Source organism: Nocardia sp. CY41, from assembly GCF_009829325.1.
Lineage (GTDB): Bacteria > Actinomycetota > Actinomycetes > Mycobacteriales > Mycobacteriaceae > Nocardia.
The window spans coordinates 72,411-93,885 of sequence record NZ_VUOS01000018.1; the positions used below are offsets into that span (position 1 = coordinate 72,411).

Annotated in this window: 19 protein-coding genes; 13 read left to right on the plus strand and 6 right to left on the minus strand. The window is 68.3% G+C overall.

All coding sequences use genetic code 11. From position 1 onward, the window contains the following. The first annotated feature begins 97 nt into the window (after positions 1–97). The 8 genes from gmd (at position 98) to GVY64_RS20025 (ending at position 10,135) form a co-directional block, all read left to right on the plus strand. Complete coding sequence (gene gmd, locus GVY64_RS19990) at positions 98–1,120, plus strand: GDP-mannose 4,6-dehydratase (protein ID WP_159843636.1); 1,023 nt, start codon at positions 98–100, stop codon at positions 1,118–1,120. Then, entirely contained in the window at positions 1,117–2,370 is a 1,254-nt protein-coding gene (locus tag GVY64_RS19995; protein WP_201298074.1) for a class I SAM-dependent methyltransferase, read from the plus strand. Before gmd ends, GVY64_RS19995 begins: the two co-directional genes overlap by 4 nt. Position 2,371: 1 nt before the next feature. After that, entirely contained in the window at positions 2,372–3,319 is a 948-nt protein-coding gene (locus GVY64_RS20000) for a GDP-mannose 4,6-dehydratase (protein WP_159843641.1), read from the plus strand. A 1-nt stretch (position 3,320) separates the two neighbouring features. Further along, complete coding sequence (locus GVY64_RS20005; protein ID WP_159843643.1) at positions 3,321–4,505, plus strand: class I SAM-dependent methyltransferase; 1,185 nt, start codon at positions 3,321–3,323, stop codon at positions 4,503–4,505. A 4-nt stretch (positions 4,506–4,509) separates the two neighbouring features. Beyond that, a complete protein-coding gene (locus GVY64_RS20010; protein ID WP_159843645.1) occupies positions 4,510–5,688 on the plus strand; it encodes a nucleotide disphospho-sugar-binding domain-containing protein in 1,179 nt (392 codons plus the stop codon). 55 nt (positions 5,689–5,743) lie between these two features. Continuing rightward, the gene (locus tag GVY64_RS20015; RefSeq protein WP_159843647.1) at positions 5,744–7,312 is read left to right on the plus strand and encodes a glycosyltransferase family 87 protein; all 1,569 of its coding nucleotides are present in this window, start codon (positions 5,744–5,746) and stop codon (positions 7,310–7,312) included. Positions 7,313–7,496: 184 nt separating this feature from the next. Continuing rightward, a complete protein-coding gene (locus tag GVY64_RS20020; protein ID WP_159843649.1) occupies positions 7,497–8,774 on the plus strand; it encodes a flavin-containing monooxygenase in 1,278 nt (425 codons plus the stop codon). A gap of 11 nt (positions 8,775–8,785) precedes the next feature. Further along, positions 8,786–10,135, plus strand: coding sequence for a cytochrome P450 (locus GVY64_RS20025; protein WP_159843651.1), 1,350 nt, complete (start codon positions 8,786–8,788; stop codon positions 10,133–10,135). A 60-nt stretch (positions 10,136–10,195) separates the two neighbouring features. Here GVY64_RS20025 and GVY64_RS20030 read toward each other — a convergent pair whose 3' ends face one another. Continuing rightward, positions 10,196–10,846, minus strand: a complete 651-nt coding sequence (locus GVY64_RS20030) for a hypothetical protein (protein WP_159843654.1) — start codon at positions 10,844–10,846, stop codon at positions 10,196–10,198. Between the two features lie 106 nt (positions 10,847–10,952). On the opposite strand from GVY64_RS20030, the gene GVY64_RS20035 reads away from it, so the two are divergent. Further along, positions 10,953–11,582: a TetR/AcrR family transcriptional regulator gene (locus tag GVY64_RS20035; RefSeq protein WP_159843656.1), complete on the plus strand. Its 630-nt coding sequence runs from the start codon at positions 10,953–10,955 to the stop codon at positions 11,580–11,582. Positions 11,583–11,589: 7 nt separating this feature from the next. Here GVY64_RS20035 and GVY64_RS20040 read toward each other — a convergent pair whose 3' ends face one another. The 3 genes from GVY64_RS20040 to GVY64_RS20050 all read right to left on the minus strand — a co-directional run bounded on the left by GVY64_RS20040 (position 11,590) and on the right by GVY64_RS20050 (position 16,185). After that, the gene (locus GVY64_RS20040) at positions 11,590–13,038 is read right to left on the minus strand and encodes a serine/threonine-protein kinase (protein WP_159843658.1); all 1,449 of its coding nucleotides are present in this window, start codon (positions 13,036–13,038) and stop codon (positions 11,590–11,592) included. A gap of 168 nt (positions 13,039–13,206) precedes the next feature. Next, a complete protein-coding gene (locus GVY64_RS20045; protein ID WP_159843660.1) occupies positions 13,207–13,611 on the minus strand; it encodes a VOC family protein in 405 nt (134 codons plus the stop codon). A gap of 183 nt (positions 13,612–13,794) precedes the next feature. Beyond that, positions 13,795–16,185: a beta-ketoacyl synthase N-terminal-like domain-containing protein gene (locus tag GVY64_RS20050; protein ID WP_159843662.1), complete on the minus strand. Its 2,391-nt coding sequence runs from the start codon at positions 16,183–16,185 to the stop codon at positions 13,795–13,797. A 107-nt stretch (positions 16,186–16,292) separates the two neighbouring features. On the opposite strand from GVY64_RS20050, the gene GVY64_RS20055 reads away from it, so the two are divergent. The 4 genes from GVY64_RS20055 (at position 16,293) to GVY64_RS20070 (ending at position 19,619) form a co-directional block, all read left to right on the plus strand. Continuing rightward, positions 16,293–16,814, plus strand: a complete 522-nt coding sequence (locus GVY64_RS20055; protein WP_236567004.1) for a GtrA family protein — start codon at positions 16,293–16,295, stop codon at positions 16,812–16,814. 105 nt (positions 16,815–16,919) lie between these two features. Beyond that, complete coding sequence (locus tag GVY64_RS20060; protein ID WP_201298075.1) at positions 16,920–18,281, plus strand: M20/M25/M40 family metallo-hydrolase; 1,362 nt, start codon at positions 16,920–16,922, stop codon at positions 18,279–18,281. A 24-nt stretch (positions 18,282–18,305) separates the two neighbouring features. Further along, a complete protein-coding gene (locus tag GVY64_RS20065) occupies positions 18,306–18,839 on the plus strand; it encodes a YbhB/YbcL family Raf kinase inhibitor-like protein (RefSeq protein WP_159843664.1) in 534 nt (177 codons plus the stop codon). Between the two features lie 360 nt (positions 18,840–19,199). Then, on the plus strand, positions 19,200–19,619 hold the full coding sequence (locus GVY64_RS20070; protein WP_159843923.1) for a hypothetical protein: 420 nt from the start codon (positions 19,200–19,202) through the stop codon (positions 19,617–19,619). Positions 19,620–19,737: 118 nt separating this feature from the next. Here the strand turns inward: GVY64_RS20070 and GVY64_RS20075 are convergent, their stop codons facing one another. After that, entirely contained in the window at positions 19,738–20,910 is a 1,173-nt protein-coding gene (locus tag GVY64_RS20075) for an RNA polymerase sigma factor (RefSeq protein WP_201298076.1), read from the minus strand. Next, positions 20,907–21,314: a YciI family protein gene (locus tag GVY64_RS20080; RefSeq protein ID WP_159843666.1), complete on the minus strand. Its 408-nt coding sequence runs from the start codon at positions 21,312–21,314 to the stop codon at positions 20,907–20,909. Before GVY64_RS20080 ends, GVY64_RS20075 begins: the two co-directional genes overlap by 4 nt. Positions 21,315–21,475: the final 161 nt, after the last annotated feature.

Sequence of the window (21,475 nt, forward strand, 5' to 3'; positions counted from 1 at the left end):
GCCGCGCTCATGCAATCGAATTCTAATACCGGCGGCGACCGAAAGATAGGTATTGCCCGCTTTTTGGCTACCCGTTAGTCTCGGGGTTGGAGGTTTGATGAGAAAGGCGCTGATAACCGGCATCACGGGCCAGGACGGGTCTTATCTGACGGAATTCCTGTTGCAGCAAGGATATGAGGTGCACGGGATTATCCGGCGTGCCTCGAATTTCAATACCGATCGGATAGACCACCTGTATTCCGACACGCATTCCCAACGCCGGCTGTTTCTGCACTACGGGGATCTCATGGATTCCAGCAGTCTCAACCGGATCCTGGAGGACGTGCGGCCGGCCGAGATCTACAACCTGGGCGCGCAATCGCACGTGCACATCTCGTTCCAGATCCCGGAGTTCACCGCGGAGACCAACGCGATCGGCACGCTGCGCATCCTGGACGCTATCCGCAAGACCGGCATCGCGACCCGGTTCTACCAGGCCTCGTCCTCGGAGCTGTACGGCGGGCTGCACGACGTGGCGCTGAGCGAGCAGACACCGTTCCATCCGCGCTCGCCGTACGCCGTGGCGAAGCTGTACGCGTACTGGATCACGGTGAACCACCGCGAGGCCTACGGCATGTACACGGTCAACGGCACCCTGTTCAACCACGAATCACCCCGGCGCGGGGAGGTTTTCGTGACCCGCAAGGTGACTCGCGGCGCGGTGCGCATCGCGCAGGGCAAACAGGACAAGCTCTTCATCGGCAACCTGGATGCCCGCCGGGACTGGGGATACGCCAAGGAGTACGTCGAGGCGATGTGGCTCATGCTGCAACAGGCCGAGCCCGACGACTACGTCATCGCCACCGGCGAGACACACAGCGTGCGGGAGCTGTGCGAGACGGCCTTCTCGGCCACCGGTGTCGAATTGGTCTGGGAAGGAACCGGTTTGGACGAGAAGGGGATCGACCGGCGGACGTCGCGGGTGCTGGTCGAGGTCGATCCGACCTATTTCCGGCCCGCCGAGGTGCATCATCTCACCGGTGATCCGAGCAAGGCGCGCGAGAAGCTCGGATGGGAACCCCGTACGAGTTTCACCGAACTCGTCGAGTTGATGGTCGCCCACGATATGGAGAACGCGTGACGCAAACAGTGGCGGTGCAGGCCTGCCGGGTGTGCGGGAACACCCGGCTCGAGTCGGTGGTCGATCTCGGCACCATGGCGTTGACCGGGGTGTTCCCGGCCACCGATCCGACCGAGGTGCCGCGCTACCCGTTGGAGTTGGTGCGCTGCGTGCCCGAGAGCAGCGCGGAGTGCGGGCTGGTGCAGTTGCGCCACACGGCCGATTTCGACGAGATGTATTCCCCCGGCTACGGATACCGCTCCGGGCTGAACCGCTCGATGATCGACCACCTCGCCCACCGGGTGGCCCGCATCCGGCAGCGGGTGCCGTTGTCGCCGCAGGATCTGGTGATCGATATCGGCAGCAACGACGCGACGCTGCTGCGCGCCTACCCGGAAGGGTCGGCGACGATTGTGGGCATCGACCCACTGGGGGAGAAGTTCCGCCGGTTCTATCCACCGCACGTGCGGCTGGTCACCGGGTACTTCACCCGCGAACTGGCCGAATCGGTGCTGGAGGGGCGACGGGCCAAGGTGATCACCTCGATCGCCATGTTCTACGACGTGCCGAATCCGCTGGAATTCATGGGCGCGGTGTACGACAGTCTCACCGACGACGGCGTCTGGGTGCTCGAACAGAGCTATCTGCCCGCGATGCTGGCCACCACCTCCTACGACACGATCTGTCACGAGCATCTGGAGTACTACACCCTCGACCAGATCGAGTGGATGGCGCGGCGGTGCGGATTCGTGGTGCTCGAGGTGGAACGCAATGCCGTCAACGGCGGCAGCTTCGCGCTCACGCTGGGCAAGCGTGGGGTTGCCTCGGCTGCCGATGCCGCGGTGCTGGACCGGATGCGGCAGGAGGAGTCAGCGCTCGCGCTGCACACCTCCCAGCCCTACGCGGACTTCGCCAAACGGGTCGACCAGCACCGCGAACAGGTGCGCGATTTCTTCGACCGCTCTCGTAAGGCCGGTCTGCGCACGCTCGGTTACGGCGCCTCCACCAAAGGCAACGTGGTGCTGCAGCACTGCGGGATCGGCCCGGAGGACCTGCCGTACATCGCGGAGGTCAACGACGACAAGTTCGGCAAATTCACCCCGGGCAGCGCGATCCCGATCGTCTCCGAGGCGCGGGCGCGGGAGCTGGCGCCCGACCAGTTCTTCGTGTTGCCCTGGCATTTCCGCACCATGATGCTGGAGCGGGAGAGCGCCTTCCGCGCCGCGGGCGGGCGGCTGGTGTTCCCGCTGCCGGAACTGGACGTGGTGTGAGATGACCGTCGTCGTCACGGGCGCGGCCGGGCAGGACGGCACGCTGCTGTCGGATCTGCTCGCCGCGCGCGGCGAACGTGTGCTGCGGATCGGCCGCGCCGGCCCTGTCGACATCACCGACGCGGCCGCGGTCGAGGAACTGATCGCCACCGAACGCCCCGCGCAGGTGTACCTGCTGGCGGCGGTGCAGCACTCCTCGCAGGACGACCACGGCGACCCACACGAACTGGCCCGCGCCTCACACCGGGTGAACACGCTGCCGGTGCAACACTTCGCGGAGGCGATCGACCGGCACCGCACCGGAACCCGGCTGTTCTACGCGGCCTCGTCGCATATCTTCGGCTCCGACGCCGCCGCGGTGTGCGACGAGCGCAGCGGGCTGCGACCGGACTCCATCTACGGCGTGACCAAGGCGGCGGGCCTGCTGGCCTGCCGCGCCTACCGCGCCAGGGGCGTCTTCGCGGCGGCGGGGATCATGTTCAACCACGAATCGCCCTTGCGCGCGGAGAAGTTCGTCACCCGCAAGATCGTGCGCGCCGTCGCCCGAATCCAGCGCGGCGAGACCGCCACGGTGGAGGTGGGCAGGGTGGACGCGGGCGCCGACTGGGGATACGCGCCGGACTACGTCGAGGCGATGACACGGATCCTGGCCCTCGACGAGCCGGACGACTTCGTCGTCGCCACCGGCGAACACCACACGGTCGCGCAGTTCTGCGCGGCGGCGTTCGGCATGGCCGGACTGGACTGGAACGACCACGTCCGCGAACGCTCCACGGTGCTCACCCGCAGCGGGCAACCGCTGGCGGGCGACGCGACGAGGCTGCGCGAGCGGAGCGGGTGGCGTCCTTCGGTGGATTTCCACGGCATGGTGCGCGCCATGCTCGTCGCCGAGGGCGTGCGCCTGGTGGAGGAATCGAGGCCGGTGCGCACCGGCGGAACGGATGGATGACGTGACCTTGAACGACGAGAATGTCCTCGCCGCCCACTTGATCTCCGTCGCCGACGGTGTCTACGAGGAGACCGCCGCGCGGATCGGCGAGATCGGCACCGAGACCGTCGCCGACGCGGTGCTGAAAGAGATCGCCTGGCGCGCGAACTACGGTCCCCGGCCCGGACAACCGGTGACGGCGGTGTTCGAGCTGACCCACGACGGCAAGCAGCTGGACTATCTGCTCACCGTGGGCGCCGACGACCCCGCCGTCGCTCCCGGCACGCTGGAGGATCCGTGGCTGGTGGTGCGGCAGGATCTGGTGGAGCTGCTGCGCGCGGTCTACGGCCCGCCCGACGCCGCGCTCGGCACGCGCGCCATCGCGATCAAGGACGAGCCGGGGCCGGGCAGCTTCGCCCCGGACGATCCGTGGCGGCTGGCCCGCGACGCCGCGGCGGTCGCCGCCGACCGCATCGTCACCGCCTGCCGCCCGCACCACTACGACCTCAACGCGCTGTCGCTGCACTTCGGTTCGGACAAGTGGGGCGGACACTGGTACACCCAGCACTACGAGCGCCACTTCGCGCCCCTGCGCGACAGCCGCGTGCGCGTCCTCGAACTGGGCATCGGCGGATACACCGCGCCCGATGTCGGCGGCGCCTCACTGCGGATGTGGAAACAGTACTTCCGCCGCGGCCTGATCTTCGGGCTGGACTTCTTCGACAAGTCCGGCATCGCCGAGCCCCGCCTGCAACCGCTGCGCGGCGATCAGGGCGATCCGGTGTTCCTCGACGGGCTCGGCAGCTCGCTCGGACCGTTCGACATCATCATCGATGACGGCAGCCACATCAGCGGCGACGTCATCGCCTCGTTCCAGGCGCTGTTCGCGCACCTGCGACCGGGCGGGCTGTACGTGGTGGAGGACACCCAGACGTCCTACTGGTCGGGCTGGGGCGGCAGCAGCACCGCCACCGACGATCCGGCCACCACCATCGGCTACCTGAAAACCCTGGTGGACGGTCTGCACCAGCAGGAATTCGAGAAGGAATCCGGCCGCGCGGCAGGCGCTTTCGACGACTGGATCGGGGCGCTGCACTTCTACCACAACATCGTGGTGATCGAAAAACGCCGCAATGCCGAGCAATCGGCTCCATCATGGGTGCCTCGGCACACCAATCCGATGGAGTGGATGAAGCCGAAGGAGTGATCGGATGAAGTTTATTGTCGTGCCGGTGCCCTCGTCGGGACACCTGCTGGCGATGGTGCCGTTCTGCTGGGCGCTACGGCTGGCCGGCCACGAAGTGCTGGTCGCCTCACGCAACGACGTGACGGCCACGGCGCTGCGCTCCGGACTCAACGCGGTCGAGCTCACCGCGCTGAACGTGCCGATGGACCAGTTGCGCACGCAGGTGAATCCGGGCATGTTCCCGCTTCCGCTGTTCGCCGACCGCGACCGGTCCAGCGGACAGGGCCTGTGGCAGGTCGCCGCGCAGAACTGGCACAACCATGCCCGCCAGTACCTCGAGACGTTCGCGGAGGTGGCCGCCGACTGGCAGGCCGACATCGTGCTCACCGACCCGCTGGCCACCATCGGCCGTGCGCTCGGCGCCGAACTGGATCTACCGGTCCTGGTGCACCGCTGGGGAATCGACCCGACCGGCGGGCCCTTCACCGAACGCACCGCAGCGCTCGCCGCCGAGGCGGGCACGCGACTGGCCGATCCGGTGGCCGTGCTCGACATCTGCCCGCCGCGGCTGCAGGCGCCCGACGCCGCGGCGGGCATCCCGCTGGGGTACGTTCCGTTCAACGGCACCGGCGCGTTGCCGCCGTGGCACCACGCCGAGCACGGCCGCAAGCGGATCGCGGTGTGCATGGGCGGCAGCACGCTGGGCCTGACCGGGCCGCGACCACTGGAGTCGGTGCTCGCGGCGCTCCGCGCCATCGACGACGCCGAGGTGGTCGTCGCGCTGTCGGCACGCGACCGGGCCACGGTCGGCGAATTGCCCGGCCATGTCCGGGTCGTGGAAGAGGTTCCACTGAACCTGTTCCTGCCCGGCTGCGATCTGCTCGTGCATCACGGCGGCTCGACCACCGGCCTCACCGCGGGGTGGTTCGGGTTGCCGCAACTGGTGCTGCCCCAGATGTTCGACCAGTTCGACTACGCCCGCGGCGTGGTACGCAGCGGGGCCGGGCTGGCCGCCGAGACCCCCACCGGCCAAGGCGACATCGAAGCGCTGACCACCTCGATCCGCGCGCTGCTGCGCGAACCGCACTTCCGCGCCGCCGCCGAACAGATCGGCGCCGACCTGCGTGCCGCTCCCGCCCCGGGCGAGGTGGTGTCGCAGATCGTTCCGCTGCTGGCCGAGCACACCGCAGCAGCGACCAGATAGACCGTCCGCGCGGCCCGACCCGGGCGACGCGGGAACCGAAAGCCGTAGGTTGCAGATGATATCCAGGACATGGACCCGGTTCCGTGGTTCGCTCGACTACTTCGCCGCGATGTACGCGGTGTTCGTCGTCGGCATTCTCGTCCCCGTGGTGATGATCGTGCTCTCGCTCACCGGCCTACCGGGGCCGGTGACCGCGGTGCTCGGTGTCGCGTGCGCGGCGGTGTTGTTCGTGCTGTTCGTGCCCACCGTCCCCCACGAGTGGCGGCAGGTGATGCGCGGCAAACCGATCGTGGTGCGGCTGCTGTGGAGCGTGGTGATCCTGCTCGTGGTCGCGGTGCTGGCGCGGCTGACGCAGTTCATCCTCGACGCCGACAACGTGGACGCCTCGCTGTCGGCCGACGACGACTTCCTGGTGAAGAAGACCCACCTGTCGGGTTACATCAGCGGCGCGCTCATGGCCGAACACGACCCGGCCGGTCTCTACGACCGTCACCGCTACGAATCGCCCCAGGCGGATTCGGTGCTGCCCGCGGTGACCCCGCAGGATCGCGACGCCTACCTCTACCCACCGCCGTTCCTGCTGCTGCCGCGGTTGCTGCTGCTGTTCAGCCATGATTTCGCGACGTTGCGGGCGCTGTACTACGCGCTGTACGTGGCGATCGTGCTGGTGGCCATGTTCGCCATCGCCCGCTGGATCGGCGGCAGGCAGGGCGGGGTGCTGGCGGCGCTGACCCCGGTGGTGTGGCTCAGCCTGCCTACGTTGGCGACCGTGCAGATCGGCAATATCCACGTACTGGCGCTGTATGTCGGCGGTGCGGGCGCCATGGTCCTGTTCCAGCTGCGGCGCAACATCTTCGGCGGCGCGGCGCTGGCGTTCGCGATCATCGCCAAAGTGTCCCCGGCGATCCTGCTGGTCTACCTGCTGGTCCAGCGACGGTGGCGGCCCGCGGTGTGGACCGCGGTGTTCGGTGGGCTGTATTCGCTGGCCACGCTGGCGATCTTCGGCTGGGAGCCGTGGCGGCAGTTCCTGTCCGACGGCACCTGGCAGCGGCTGGCCAGTGGTGAGTTCCACCAGTTCGTGCTGGTGGAACGGGCCAACCAGCTGGTCAACTATTCACCGTTCGGGCTGCCGTACAAGGCGAACATCATGGGCTGGGACATCGGCGATCCCGTCGGACCCGCCCGCGTGATCACCAACATCTACACCTTGCTGCTGCTGATCTTGGTGGCGGTCACCGCGATTCGCATCCACCGGCGGCTGTCCGCCGGGGCCGAAGGGCCTCGGGTACGCGCGGAGCAGCTGGCCATCTGGCTGGCGGTGCTGACGCTGGCGTCGTTCCGCGCCCCGTTCGGGCCGTGGGTGTACATCGCCGTCGGCGCGGTGTGGATGCTGGCGGTCTACGCCGGACTGATGCGCGGCGGCAAACGCACCGTCGCCCTGCTCACCGTGGCCTGGCTGATCATCGCGGTCTACAACGAGAACGTCTACTTCACGCTGGTGGCGCAAACGGTCGTCTACGTCGCCTGCTTCGTCGTGGCCTGGCGGGCGAGCGCGGGCACCGAGCCGGAACCCGCGCCACCGCAGGAAGACACGCACCAGACCGAACGGGTCGGCGCGGCATGAGCGGTCAGGCCCGGAGGCGGCAGCGAAGCGTGACCACGCAGGGCCCCGCTCATGCCGGAATCGGACACAGCATGAGCGGTCAGGCCCGGAGGCCGCAGCACAGCGTGACCACGCAGGGCCCCGCTCATGCCGGAGACGGATACGGCATGAGCGGTCAGGCCCGCGGGCAGCGGAGAGGGAACAGATGAGCACCTATTGCGTGATCGGCGCGGGCGCGGCCGGTTTGGCCACCGCACGTGAGTTCGCGGCGGCCGGTTTGGATTTCGAGGTGCTCGAGGCGGCCGACGGAATCGGCGGGATCTGGGACGCACGGCGACCCGATTCACCGGTCAGCCGTAACACCCATGTGATCGCTTCCAAAGGAGTACAGGCGTTCTCCGGTTTCCCGATGCCCGAGGACTATCCAGACTATCCCGGACACGAACTGGTGCTGCGCTATCTGCACTCCTACGCCGACGCCTTCGATCTGTGGCCGCGCATCCGGTTCAACACCGCTGTGCAGCGCGTCGAGCCGGGCGCGGACGGCTGGTCGGTGATGCTGGCCGACGGGTCGCAGCGACGCTACGCGGGTGTCGTCATCGCCACCGGGCACGACCGCACCCCGCGTCGCGTCGACATCCCCGGCTCGGGCACAGTGCCCGTGCTGCATTCGAGCGAGTACCGCGAGCCCGAACAGGTGCTCGGCAAGCGGGTACTGGTGATCGGGGCCGGCCAGTCGGCGGCCGACATCCTGTCCGACTGCGCAGTGAATGCCGCGCTGACCCTGCACAGCAGCAGGCGTGGGTTCTATTGCATGCCCAAGTACATGCTGGGCCGCCCGACCGACAGCATGCTCCAAGGCCGGATGTGGCGGCCGCTGCGCAAGCGGGCCTTCGAGCGGCTGTTCTCGTATCTGCGCAGCCGCTCCCGCTCGTTCGGGCTGCCGGTGCCCGATTTCGGTGCGGGCATCGTCATCCCGATGCTCGGCGACCAGCTGCACCATCACTACACCCACGGTGACATCACGCCCAAACCGGATGTCACCGCGATCGACGACGACCGGGTGACCTTCGCCGACGGCACCGAGGAGAAAGTCGACCTGGTGGTGCTGGCGACGGGGTTCGTGCCGAGCTATCCCGTCGTCGACCGAGCCGAGCTGAACTGGTCGGAGGGCAGCTTGCGACCGGGCTTGTATCTCAACATCTTTCCGCCGCACGCTCGGAACCTTTTCGTGGTCGGAATGGTGCGCCCGATCGGCTCGCACTGGGACGTCTACGAGAAACAAGCCGGACTGGTCGCCGAGTACCTGCGTGTCAAGGCGAGCGATCCCCGTCGGGTCGAGCGATTCGATCGCGCCACCCGGGGCCGCCAGCCCGACCTGTATGCCGGGCTGCGGCTCTATCACGCCGACCAGTACCCGCTGGTGGTGGAGAAACAGGACTACGTGAACCAGCTGCGCAAGCACGCCAAGCTCTTGAAGTGAAAGGTCGGACCATGAAAGCACCCGGGCCCGGTCTGGTGGAAACCGGACGCATGCTCCCCAAACTGGCGAAGAACCCGCTGACGACAGTGGGCGCGCTGCTGGACGGCTACGGTGACGTCGTGCGGGTCAAGGCGGGCCCGATGTTGGTCTACCTCGTCGCGGACCCGGCGATGACGGAGTACGTCCTCAAGGACAACTACACCAACTACCGCAAGAGCCCGATCTACGACGAGTTCAGCATCCTGCTCGGCGACGGGCAGCTGACCACCAACAACCTGGAGTACTGGCGCAAACAGCGCAAACTCATCTCCCCGGCGTTCTCCCACTCGCACGTCAAGGGTTTCGCCGACGACATCACCGACAGCGCCGCGGCGATGCTCGACGGCTGGGACGCCGCGGCCGGGCAGTTCCGCGACATCTACGACGACTTCGTCGAGCTGCTGCTCGCGGTGACCGGCCGCATCCTGTTCGGCATCGACCTGTCCACCGACACCACCCAGGTGACCGACGCGATGCGCGCGGCGTTCGCGTTCATCATGAAGCGGGTGAACGCACCGGTGAAACTGCCGCAGTCGTTCCCCACCCCGGAGGCCCGCCGGGTCGCGCGCAAGGTGGGCGAACTCGACGACGTGGTGCGCCATCTCATCGATGAACGCCGCCGCGGCGGCGACACCACCGACGTGCTCACCGCCCTGGTGCGCGCCCGCGACGAAGGCGGCCAGGGCATGCGCGAAGAGGACCTGCTCAACGAGATCAAAACCTTGCTCGTGGCCGGGCACGAGTCTCCGGCCAACGCCCTGTCGTGGGCGTGCTACCTACTGGCCACTCACCCCGAGATCCAGGAGAAACTCGCCGAGGAGGTGCGCACCGTACTGGGCGACCGCACACCGTCCTTCGCGGATCTCGGACAGCTGAGCTATTGCCGCATGGTGATCGAGGAAACCATGCGACTGTATCCGCCCGCCTGGATCGTCGAGCGCACGCCCATCACCGATGACGAGATCGGCGGCTACCACGTACCGGCGGGCGCACGAGTCACGTTGTGCATGTACTACATTCACCGCGACAAGCGGCTGTGGGAAGACCCCGAGGAATTCCGTCCGGAGCGTTTCACCGACGCCGCGGTGGCCGAGCGGCACAAATTCGCGTTCTTCCCCTTCTCCGGCGGCCCGCGCATCTGCCTGGGCAAGGACATGTCGATGACGGAAATGGTGCTGATCCTGGCCATGACGGTGCAACGCTTCCGGCTCGAACTCGACGCCACCCACCCGGTGGTGCCACTGGCCTCGGTGAACCTGCGCCCGGAGTTCGGCATCCGCATCCGCCCGGTCCGCCGCGTCACCGAGCCTGTGACGACCTGACGACCACACGCCGGTTGCCGCGATGGCAGTCCATGTCTCGCGGGCACTGGACATCGCGCGCTACCGGCCCAGCAGCGCGACGCTACAAGAGATGATCCAAACCGCCCACCCCAGCCACCCGATCAGGCCGACGACCGCGATGCGGCCTGCACCGTCGACGTTGTAGGGACCGGCCGACGCCGAGACGAACAGTAATGTGGCGCTCACGTACCCGAGCCAGGCGGTCCAGTCCGCCAAGAGCCCGGCGTCGGCCCCGGCGATGCTGAAACCCAGCAGTGCCGCCGCGAGGAAGACCTGATTGAAGCCGAACAGGACATTGCTCGTTCCCCACAACCCCGCAGTCGTACCGCGGCTGTGGGTGGCGGCCGCGGCCATGCCGAATCGTAGCGCCTCGATGAGGGTGAACGTCGCATTCTGCATCAGTACTCCGGCGAATCCGATCAGCGCCCACGCTTGCGGGCCCGCGCCGCCGCGCCACAGCACCCCCAGCAGCCCCGCGGCGAAAACGGTGAGGCACAACCACATCGCGGGAGCGAGCGTCGAAGGTCGCGGCAGTGCTCGGCCGACGGTGGCGAAGGCTTCCTCGACCGCGTCGATCTTCTCTGCCGACATCGGCAACGGTAGCCGCGCGCGCACGTACAGGAGGTTGACGGCCAGCGCCGCCGCCACGAATCCGATGCCGCCCAAGCCCGCCACGGTGGTGAATTCCATCGAAGTGCCTCTCCGCACAGAGGTTGCTCGCCGGACGTCCCCGCGCGGCAGCCATTTGGATTTACGTAGTCTATATTGAATATAGGATCAGACAATCCGGAGGGCAATGGTGAACGCACAGCCAGAGCGTCGGCGCTACGACTCGCTGCGCAGGCAGACGCAGGCGAAACGCACTCGCGCCGACATCGCCGCGGCCGCAGGCCGGCTGTTCGTCACCCGAGGCTGGGCCGGGACCACCATCGCCGACGTGGCCCGCGAGGCCGGTGTGTCCGTACCGACGGTGTACGCGGCGTACGGGGGCAAGAAAGCGCTGGTCTGGGCTTTGGTGGACGCGGCGGACCTGTCCGGGGACATGCCCCGCATGCTCGCGGAACTGGAAGCCTGTCCCACCCCCGCCCAGCAGCTGGCCGCGATGGCGGGCTACGACCGGCGCCTGTTCCAGCGCGCCGGAGACCTCATCGCACTGGTCCGGGAATCCGGGCGCACCGAGCCCGAGCTCGCCGACCTCTACGAGCAGGCACGTCACGTCGCCGATCGGACACGCGTCGATGTGTTCTCTTCGTGGCCCGACGGCACGCTGCGCTCGGGTCTGGACATCACCACCGCCACCGACGTCTACGCCGCGCTGTGCAACATCGACGTCTACGCCACGTTCGTCACCGAACGCGCGTGGGCCCCCGAGGCGGTCGAACGCTGGTGGAGTGAAGCGCTGGCGCGCGAACTGCTGTCCCCGTGAACCACGCTCAGAGCCGGTCCCTGTTGTCGGCGAGCCAGCGGCCGGTCGCGGGGGACACCGAGCACAGCAGTCCCGTGCAGGAGAAGAACAGGACGGTGCCGAGGAACACCCAGTCGCTGCCGCGAGCGCTCTCACTCAGGCCGGCTCCGACTCCGACCAAGCCGACCAGCGTGAGAATCCCGGTGCCCAGTGCCACGGCGATGCGGCCGGCTCGCTTGCGCCGGAACAGGGCGATCGAGCCGCCGATCAGTAGCAGTGCCATCGCGGTGGAAATCGCCATGGGGGCGAGGAGTTCGAGCGCGACCTCACGCAGCGTCTGGCGACGACCGTATTCGATCTGCGGGGTCATCAGCTCCATCACCCCGTTGGCGACGATCAGACAGAAGACCAGACCGAACCCGAGCGCGACGACAGCGCCGATCCTGGGAACGACGCCGGAGGGCCGGACCGGATCGTGGATGGGCGTGAGAGGTTGCAGCGGCGGTAGGTGTTCGGCCCGCCACCGTGGTTCCGAAGGCTGGTTCAGCCGGGTCGGGGCCGAACGCGGCCACGGGTCGACCGCCGTGGCCGGGTGGGCGGAGCGCTGGTTGACGAAGGTCGGCGCGGGCGCCGCGGCGGGAGCGTCGCCGCGCAGGGCCGCCGCCGCGGCTGCCGCGAAATCGCCGCAACTGGCGAATCGTTCGTCCCGATGCTTGGCCAGCGCGCGAGCGATGACCTCGTCGAGTCGCCGTGGCAACTCAGGGCGGGTATCGCTGAGGCGCGGCACCGGCTTGGCGATGTGCCCGGCGACGATTTGACCGGGATTGGTCGAGGGGAACGGTGGTTGCCCGGCCAGCATCGTGTAGAGGGTGCAGCCGAGGGAGTATTGATCGGCGCGGTGATCGACCGGCTCACCGGACAGTTGTTCCGGTGAGGCATAGGCGAGGGTGGCGGTGAACGTTCCGGTGGCGGTCAATTTGGTATCGGCGTCGAGCAATCGCGCGATGCCGAAATCCGTGATCAGGGCGCGTGTTTCGCGACCTGCTTCCGGCTCGGCGATCAGGATGTTGGCCGGTTTGATGTCACGGTGCAGCACACCTCGGCTGTGGGCGTAGTCCAGCGCCTTCGCCGTATCGCCGACGATCTGCAGGACCTGCTCCGGACGGGTGGACCGGGGATCGAGCCGGGCGGCGTCGGTGCCGCGGACGTACTGCATGGAAATCCACAGGTGCCCGTCGTGGGTGCCGCGATCGTAGACGCCCACGATGCCCGGATGTTCCAGTCTGGCAACCACATTTGCTTCCAGCTCGAAACGTCTGCGCAGCTCCTCGTCCTCGGACACCGCGCGATTGAGCAGCTTGAGCGCCACCAGTCGTGGCAGACGCGGGTGGCGGGCCAGATAGACGGTGCCCATGCCGCCTTGCCCGAGCACGCCCTCGATCAGATACCCGGCGAACGATTCCTGCTGCCTCAACACCAATTGCCCCCTTCCAGACCGCAGCCCACCCGGACCGCAGGCAGCATAACCCCCCGTTTCCGGATCAGCGGTGCTCAGCTCGCGATCACGCGGCCGATCCATTGCGTGGACCTTCTCGGCATACCGGCTCGTCTCGGTCGATCACTTCCAGCACCCCGTCGGGTGTCGTCACCGGACGCCCGGATGGCCTGCCGACACCTCGACCCGGCGGCGGAGCAGACAGAATTCGTTCCCCTCCGGATCGGCCAGTACATGCCACGGTGCGTCGGCGGGCTGGCCGATGTCGACCTTGCGCGCACCGGCGGCGAGTAGCCGCTCCAGTTCGGCGTCCTGATCGCGGTCGGTGGGATTCACGTCGAAGTGCACCCGCAGTTTCCCGCGCTTCGGCTCGGTGCTGCGAAGGAACACCACCGTGGGTTGCGGCCCACCGAAGCCGGTTTCCGGCGGCCCGATCTCCAGAGCGTCGTCACCCTCCCAGCCGAGCTCGACGTAGCCGAGGACTTCGCACCAGAAGTCGGCCAGCCGTCGCGGATCGGCGCAGTCGATGACGAGTTCGGTGATCCTGCAAGCCATGCACGCGACACTACGCGTGCACGGCAATTCCTCCGGGATCTCAGGCCCTCCCGGCGGCACAGAGCACGCCGGCTCCTCGAGCCCAGCCGCTCGTTCGACCCTGCACGGCTGTCGCGCAACTGCAAGAGGGAGGAACGCCTGCTCACGGCCGCGTCGACGGCGGCGACGCTCGCGTGTCGGGGCTCAGCCGAGCAGTTCCCGGCTCAACGCCAGCAGTTCAGCGGTCGAGAGGACTTCCTCCACCAGCGGTCGCTGATCCGCATCCGGCGCAGCGGGGGCCGGGGACGCCGCCTCCGTCGCCGGGTTAGCCGGGGTGAGGCGGAGGTCGAGTTCGGCCGCCAATAACTCGACGGTGGGGCAGCCCCAGATGATGGCGGCGGGGACGTCGACACCGAGGCGGGCCCCGAGGCGCGCCGACAGCTCCACAGCGTGCACCGAGCCGATCCCGAGCTGTTCGAAGTTCTGCCGCACGGCCACCCGGTCGGGCGCGATGCCGACGACTTCGGCCAGTTCGGTGGTGACCAGAGTGGCGAGCGCCGCTACACCAGGCGTAGTTCCGTGCTCTCCGGCCCGGGAGGGCGACGCGAGCGCTGCCGGGCGCGGTAGCGAGTCGGCAACCGTCGCGGTGTTTCCGATTCTTTCCGGAGTCGTCACCGACGCCCCCGCAGGCGACCTTCGAACCGATCCGTCAGGAGGAGCGATTTCGACGAGCGATTCGTCCCGCGAAGGCGTCGCGGGCGCGGCGACGCCGAGTGCCCGGTCCTGGGCCTGCGGGTCCGCCCAGTGCCGTTCGCGCTGGAACGGATAGGTGGGCAGCGAGATCGTGCGGCCCGGTGGGTTCACCGCCGCCCAGTCCGGTTCCACGCCACGCTCGAACAGCGTGCCCGCCGCGTGCAGTAGGTCGCGATGAGCCACGGTGCCGGGACGCAGGGCCGCGCTCAGCAGTAGACCCAGCACCTCGTTCTCGTCTGCGTCGGCGTCCTCGGTGGCGCCGTCGAGATAGGCGTCGAGGAATTCCACAACTTGGTCGATATCGTCGGCGACCGTCGCAATTCGCTGCTGGAGAACGGATCTCGTGGCGAGAGTATGTGCGAGGTCCCCCAAGCGGATGTCCGGATGGTTCACGAGATACTCCCGCAGCCGACGCGCGTGCTCCCGCAGCGCGGCTTCACTGCGTGCGGACAGCACCACCAACCGCTCCGCGACGCCGCTGTCGCCGACCGGTTCGAACGCGGGCGCGGCTTCGACGAGGACGTGAGCGTTCGAGCCGCCGAAACCGAACGCGCTCACCGCAGCACGCGCGGGGCCGTCGTGGCGCGGCCAGGCCATCGCGGTGTCGGCCACCCGCACTCCGGTCGCGGCGGGACCGAACCCGTCGGGCACACGGTCGAAATGGAGACTGCGCGGGATCCGCCGACGCGACACGGCGAGCGCGACTTTCACCAGTCCGGCCATGCCCGCGGCCGCCTCGGTGTGCCCGATATTCGTCTTGACGGAGCCGACGATCAACGGTGCGCCGGGAGCCCTTCCCGCGCCGTACACCGCGGCCAACGCGGAAAGTTCGGCCCGGTCCCCGACGGCGGTGCCGGTGCCGTGCGCCTCGACGTAGTCGATCGTCGACGGGTCCACTCCCGCCCGTTCGCAGGCTCGCCGCAGCAGTTGCCGCTGCCCGTCGGCGCTGCTGGCGGGCATGGAGTGGTGCCTGCCGTTGTTGTTGGTGGCGCTGCCGAGCAGGGTGCAGTAGACGCGGTCGCCGTCGCGCAGGGCTTGGCGCAATGGTTTGAGCACGATCACCGCGCCGCCTTCACCGCGCACGTAGCCGTCGGCGGAGGCGTCGAAGGTGCGGGATCGGCCACCGGCGGACAGCACACCCAGCGCGGACAATCCGATCGCGGTCTCCGGTATCAGGTTCAGTTGCACGCCACCCGCGAGGGCCAGCGCGCTCTCACCTGCCCGCAGGGCCTGGCAGGCCAGATGCACGGCGACCAGCGATCCGGCGCAGGAGGCGTTCACCGTCATGCTGGGTCCGTCGAAACCCAGGACGTACGACACCCGATTGGCGATCACACCTTCGACATCTCCGGTGCTGGTGAACGGCGTGATCGCGGTGGCGCCCCTGGCGAGTTTGACGGCGCGGTAATCGTTGAACTTGTTGGCGAGGTACACACCGGTGTGCGGCGCCCGATCGGGCCGGATCCCCGCGTCTTCGCATGCCTCCCACGCCAATTCCAGTGCCAACCGTTGCTGCGGATCCATGTCGGCGGCCTCGCGCGGGGTGATGCCGAAGAAATCGGCGTCGAAGCCGGCGACATCCGCCAGATACCCACCGGCGACCGACACCGTCTTGCCCGCGGCCGCTCGGTCCGAGCCGAGATGATTCCCCGGCCAGCGACCGGGCGGGGGCGCGTCGGCGATCGCGTCGGTCTCCTCGATCAGCAACCGCCACAACGCTTCCGGCGAATCGGCGCCTCCGGCGAAGCGGCAACTCATGCCGATCACGGCGATGGGCTCCGCGGCACGCGCCGCGGCGTCGACCTCCGGCTGCGGACGGATGCGCCGCTTGGCCTTCTTCACGCTATTCACCTGCCCGCGATCCACCGGCCGCACACCCGCGCAGCGGGTGACGCGGTGAATCCGCCGATCTTGTTGTGGGGGAGGGACATGTGCCGGAGACTTTACCTGTGCTGTTTTCCGAACGTCCCGTTTTCGCTCGGGTGACGTCCGCGCTGGGGGGCGAGGCACGGCGTCGAGAACTATTACGTTTCGCCTCTGTCGGTGTCGCCGCGTTCACGCTGGACACCGCGGTGTTCCTGACGTTGAAGAGCACTGTGCTCGAGGCGCATCCGGTCACGGCGAAAGTGGTCGCGGTGCTGGCGGCGATCACGCTGTCGTATGTGCTCAACAAGCAGTGGTCCTTCGACGGGCGCGGCGGGCGGCGCGGTCATCACGAGGCCGCGCTGTTCTATCTGGTCAGTTTTCTGGCCGTCGCGATCAACACCGCACCATTGTGGGTGTCGCGGTATGTGCTGCATCTCGAGGTGCCCGAGGTCTCCCGCTTCACCCAGAACCTGGCCGACTTCGTCGCCGCGCAGCTGATCGGCACAGCGCTGGGCATGGTGTTCCGGTTCTGGGCCTTCGTGCGAGTGGTGTTCCCGGACGAGGTACAGCCGCCCGGCGCGGCGGGAGAGTTCCGCTCACCCTGACGACAAACCTGCCGTGCGCGATCGCGCACCGTGCGGGCCGAATCGCCTCGCCTCGACACCCCGGCCGGACGTTTGCCCGGCCGCGCGGGTGGTAGGAAAGGGAGCGTGTCCGCAACTGGCGAAGGAATCGACCCGAACAGAAGCTCCCGCGCGGTATCGGAAGTGGTGGAGCTGGTCAGTACGCTGATCCGCTTCGACACCTCCAACACCGGCGAGCTGGCCACCACCAAGGGTGAGCGCGAATGCGCCCAATGGGTGGCCGACCAGCTGCACCAAGCGGGATATGTCACCGAATACGTCGAGTCCGGCGCGGACGGGCGCGGCAACGTCTTCGCACGGTTGGAGGGCGCCGACCGCAGCCGTGGCGCGCTGATGATCCACGGGCACCTGGACGTGGTGCCCGCCCAAGCCGCGGACTGGAGCGTGCACCCGTTCTCCGGCGCGGTGCGCGACGGTTATGTGTGGGGTCGCGGCGCGATCGACATGAAGGACATGGTCGGGATGACGCTGGCGGTGGCCCGCCAGTTCAAGCTCGAGGGCACGGTGCCGCCGCGCGATCTGGTCTTCGCCTTCCTCGCCGACGAGGAGAACGGCGGCAAGTGGGGCTCGCAGTGGCTGGTGGACAACCGCCCCGACCTGTTCGACGGCGTCACCGAGGCGGTGGGGGAGGTCGGCGGGTTCTCGCTGACCGTACCGCGGCCCGACGGCACCGAGCGCAGGCTGTACCTGGTGGAGACCGCCGAGAAGGGCCTGGGCTGGATGCGGTTGCGCGCCAAGGCCCGCGCCGGTCACGGTTCCTTCCTGCACGAGGACAACGCGGTCACCATCCTCGCCGACGCGGTGGCCCGGCTGGGCAAACACACCTTCCCGCTGGTCGTCTCGGATTCGGTGGCCGCGTTCCTCGCCGCCGTCGCCGAGGAGACGGGTCTGGAGTTCGATCCGGCGAGTCCCGATATCGAGGGCCAGCTGGCGAAGCTGGGCACCATTTCCCGCATCATCGGCGCCACCCTGCGCGACACCGCGAACCCCACCATGCTGCAGGCCGGTTACAAGGCCAACGTGATCCCGCAGACCGCCGAGGCGGTGGTGGACTGCCGCGTGGTGCCCGGGCGGCAGGCGGCGTTCGAGCGGGAGGTGGACGAGCTGATCGGTCCCGACGTCGAACGCGAGTGGATCACCAAGCTCGACTCCTACGAGACGACCTTCGACGGCGATCTGGTCGACGCGATGAACAACGCCGTGCTCGCCCACGATCCGCGCGGACGCACCGTGCCCTACATGCTCTCCGGCGGCACGGACGCGAAAGCGTTCGCCCGCTTGGGTATTCGCTGCTTCGGCTTCGCACCGCTGCAGCTGCCGCCGGAGCTGGACTTCACCGCCCTGTTCCACGGCGTCGACGAGCGGGTGCCGGTGGAGGCGCTCGAATTCGGCACCCGCGTGCTGGAACACTTCCTACTGCACAGCTGATCCGATCACCGGAAGAGAGGTTCCATGACCTACAACCCCTACGACGCACTGCCGCAGGTGCCGTCGTTCACGCTCACATCCGACGATGTCACCGACGGGCAGCCGTTCAAGAACGAGCAGGTCAGCGGCATCTTCGGGGCGGGAGGCCAGGACATCTCCCCGCAGCTGTCCTGGTCGGGTTTCCCTGCGGAGACCAAGAGCTTCGCGGTGACGGTGTACGACCCCGACGCGCCCACCGCCTCCGGCTTCTGGCACTGGGTCGTCGCGGACATTCCCGTGAGCGCGACCTCCCTGCCCGCGGGCGCGGGCAGCGGCGAAGAGGGCGGCGCGATGCCGACCGGCGCGATCACCCTGCGCAACGACGGCGGCTTCCACGGTTTCGTCGGCGCGGCCCCGCCGCCCGGCCACGGACCCCACCGCTACTTCATCGTCGTGCACGCCGTCGACGTCGAGAGCCTCGGCATCGACGAGACCGCCAGCCCCGCCTACCTGGGCTTCAACTTGTTCTCCCACACGTTGGCGCGCGCCACCCTGATCGCCACCTACGAGCAGAAGTAGTCCTTGACACGATTGTGGCCCCGAGCGAAAAGCTCGGGGCCACAGTGCTCTCTCCAGCGAGGTTTACGGAGCGGTAAACGATCGCCGTGAACCTGGCGCAAGCCGTGGTCGCGGGATCCCGCCGCCAGCGGCCGAGCGCCGACCGCGACCCATCACGGCTGGCAAAGCACCGTGAATCGCGCCTATTTCGTTCCGTATGGCGAGCTCGTAGCCGAGTAGGACCGCAACCCGATCCGACCGGTTGGTCTTCCCAGTATTGGTTCGTTTCGCGCCGAGCCGCAACCGACCGGAGGGGCTACGCTGCCGCTGGACAGCCGCCCAAGAGGGCGTGCGAGGACTGATGAGGGTACGAACTTGATCATTCGCACGGAAACGGCCTGGGTGCTCTTCTTCGCCGGGCTCATCTTCCTGTGGGCACTGGCGCTCGGCGTATGGAAGTGGCAGGCGATGACCACCTCGCCGGACGGCCTGGCCCACCCCTACGTGGACATCGCGCACCGAGCCGCACTGCTGTACTCCTTCGCGACCGGATTGATCGCGTGGTTCGTCGAGTTGTCCGGCTGGCCGACCGCGGTGAACGCCGTCGCGGCGGGGGCCATCATCCTGCTGTTCGTCGTGACGATCTCGAACTACATCCGGCTCGGCTTGCAGCGGGAGACCGACAACCAGATGCGCAATCCACCGCCGTCGATGCGGTTCGTCCTCGTCGCGCTGATCATCGGCGAGATCGGCGGATTCGCCGTGCTGCTGGTCGGCTTCGCGGTAGAACAGCTGGGGTAGCGCCGCCTCGGAGTGCCCGGCTCGCGGCCGCCACGTCGAAGCAGGGCGACCGCGAGCGCGGCACTCGAGCACAACCACCGACCAGCCCGTTCGGCGTTTCTCGGGCGCGATCGGTCGCTCATCCTCCTTCACTCGACATGCGCTGGCGCAGGGTTGCCGCCCGGAGCGTCAGGTGGTTGCGTTCGGCCAGGTTGTGCGCCTGTGCGGCGGCCCGCGCGTAGAGCTGCGCTGCCGTGGCAAGGTCTCCGGCCCGCTCATGCAAGTAAGCGGACGAGGCGGTGTACCGCGGCAGCGCCGGGTCGAGCTCGGCGAGCGCGGCCAGCCCCGCCCGCGGTCCGTCCGCCTCCCCCACGGCGACGGCGCGATTGAGCCGCACCACCGGGCTGTCGGTGAACCGGAGCAGTTCGTCGTACCACTCGACGATCTGCACCCAGTCGGTTTCCTCGGCGGTCTGCGCGTCGGCGTGCAGGGCCGCGATCGCGGCCTGCGCTTGGTATTCCCCGAGCCGGTCGCGGGCCAGCGCCGCTTGCAACACCAGCACGCCTTCGGCGATCAGGTCGCGCCGCCATAGGCTGCGGTCCTGCTCGGACAGCGGCACCAGGCTACCGTCGGCGCGCGTGCGGGCCGGGCGTCTGGCGTGGTGGAGCAGGAACAGGGCCAGCAGGCCCGCGACCTCCGGGTCCCCGGTGGTCGCGGCCAGCTGCCTGGCAAGCCGGATCGCCTCGGCGGCGAGGTCGACGTCGCCGCTGTATCCCTCGTTGAACACCAGATACAGCACCCGCAGCACGGTGCTCAGGTTTCCGGGACGGTCCAGCCGGACCTCGGCGACGGTGCGTTTGGCGCGGCTGATCCGCTGGGCCATGGTCGCTTCGGGCACGAGGTAGGCCTGCGCGATCTGGCGGGTGGTGAGACCGCCGACGGCCCGCAGCGTCAGGGCGACGGCCGAGGCGGGGGTGAGGCTCGGGTGCGCGCACAGAAAGTAGAGCTGCAGCGTTTCGTCCACCGAGGTGGTGGGTCCGGGCGGTGGCTCCTCACAGTCTCGCAGCTCCCGGCGGTACCGGGCGAGGTCGGAGCGGGCCAGATCGAGGAAACACCGCCACGCCGTGGTGATCAGCCACCCCTTCGGATCGCCGGGGCGCTGCTTCGGCCACGCCTCGACAGCCCGGATCAGCGCTTCCTGCACGGCGTCTTCGGCGGTCGCGAAATCCGCCCCGCGGTGGACGACGGCCGCCAGGACGCCCGGGATCAGGTCCCGCAGCTGGGCTTCGTCCACCGCGTCGGCATCCGTCATTCGGTGACGGTCGGCGCGGCGGTCAGCAACGGCCGCACCTCGAGCCACTCGTGGATCGGCTTGCCGCCCGCACCCGGCGCCGCGGACAACTCGCCGGCCAGTTCGACGGCGCGCTCGTAGGAGTCGACGTCGATGATCATCCACCCCGCGATCAGGTCCTTGGTCTCGGCGAACGGGCCGTCGGTCACCGGGGGTTTGCCCTCGCCGTCGTAGCGCACCCACGCGCCCTCCGGTGCCAGGGCTTGGCCGTCGACGAACTCGCCGGTGCCCTCCAGGCGGGCGGCGAAGTCGTTCATGTACTGGATGTGCGCCGCGATCTCGGAGGGCGTCCACTGGTCCATAGGCACGTCGTTGACCGCCGCCGGAGCGCCGCGGTAGTGCTTGAGAAGCAGGTACTTGGCCATGACATTCATCCTTCCCGAACCCGCGACCCCGGTTGGTCGCTCACCCCTGGGACGGAGCCGCCACGACGTTCTCGACATCCGTCGGCGAACTTTTTCGAATTTTTTCCAAAGAATCTGTCCGTCCCGGCGACACGGCGCTCGAACAGACCAGCCGACGTCGG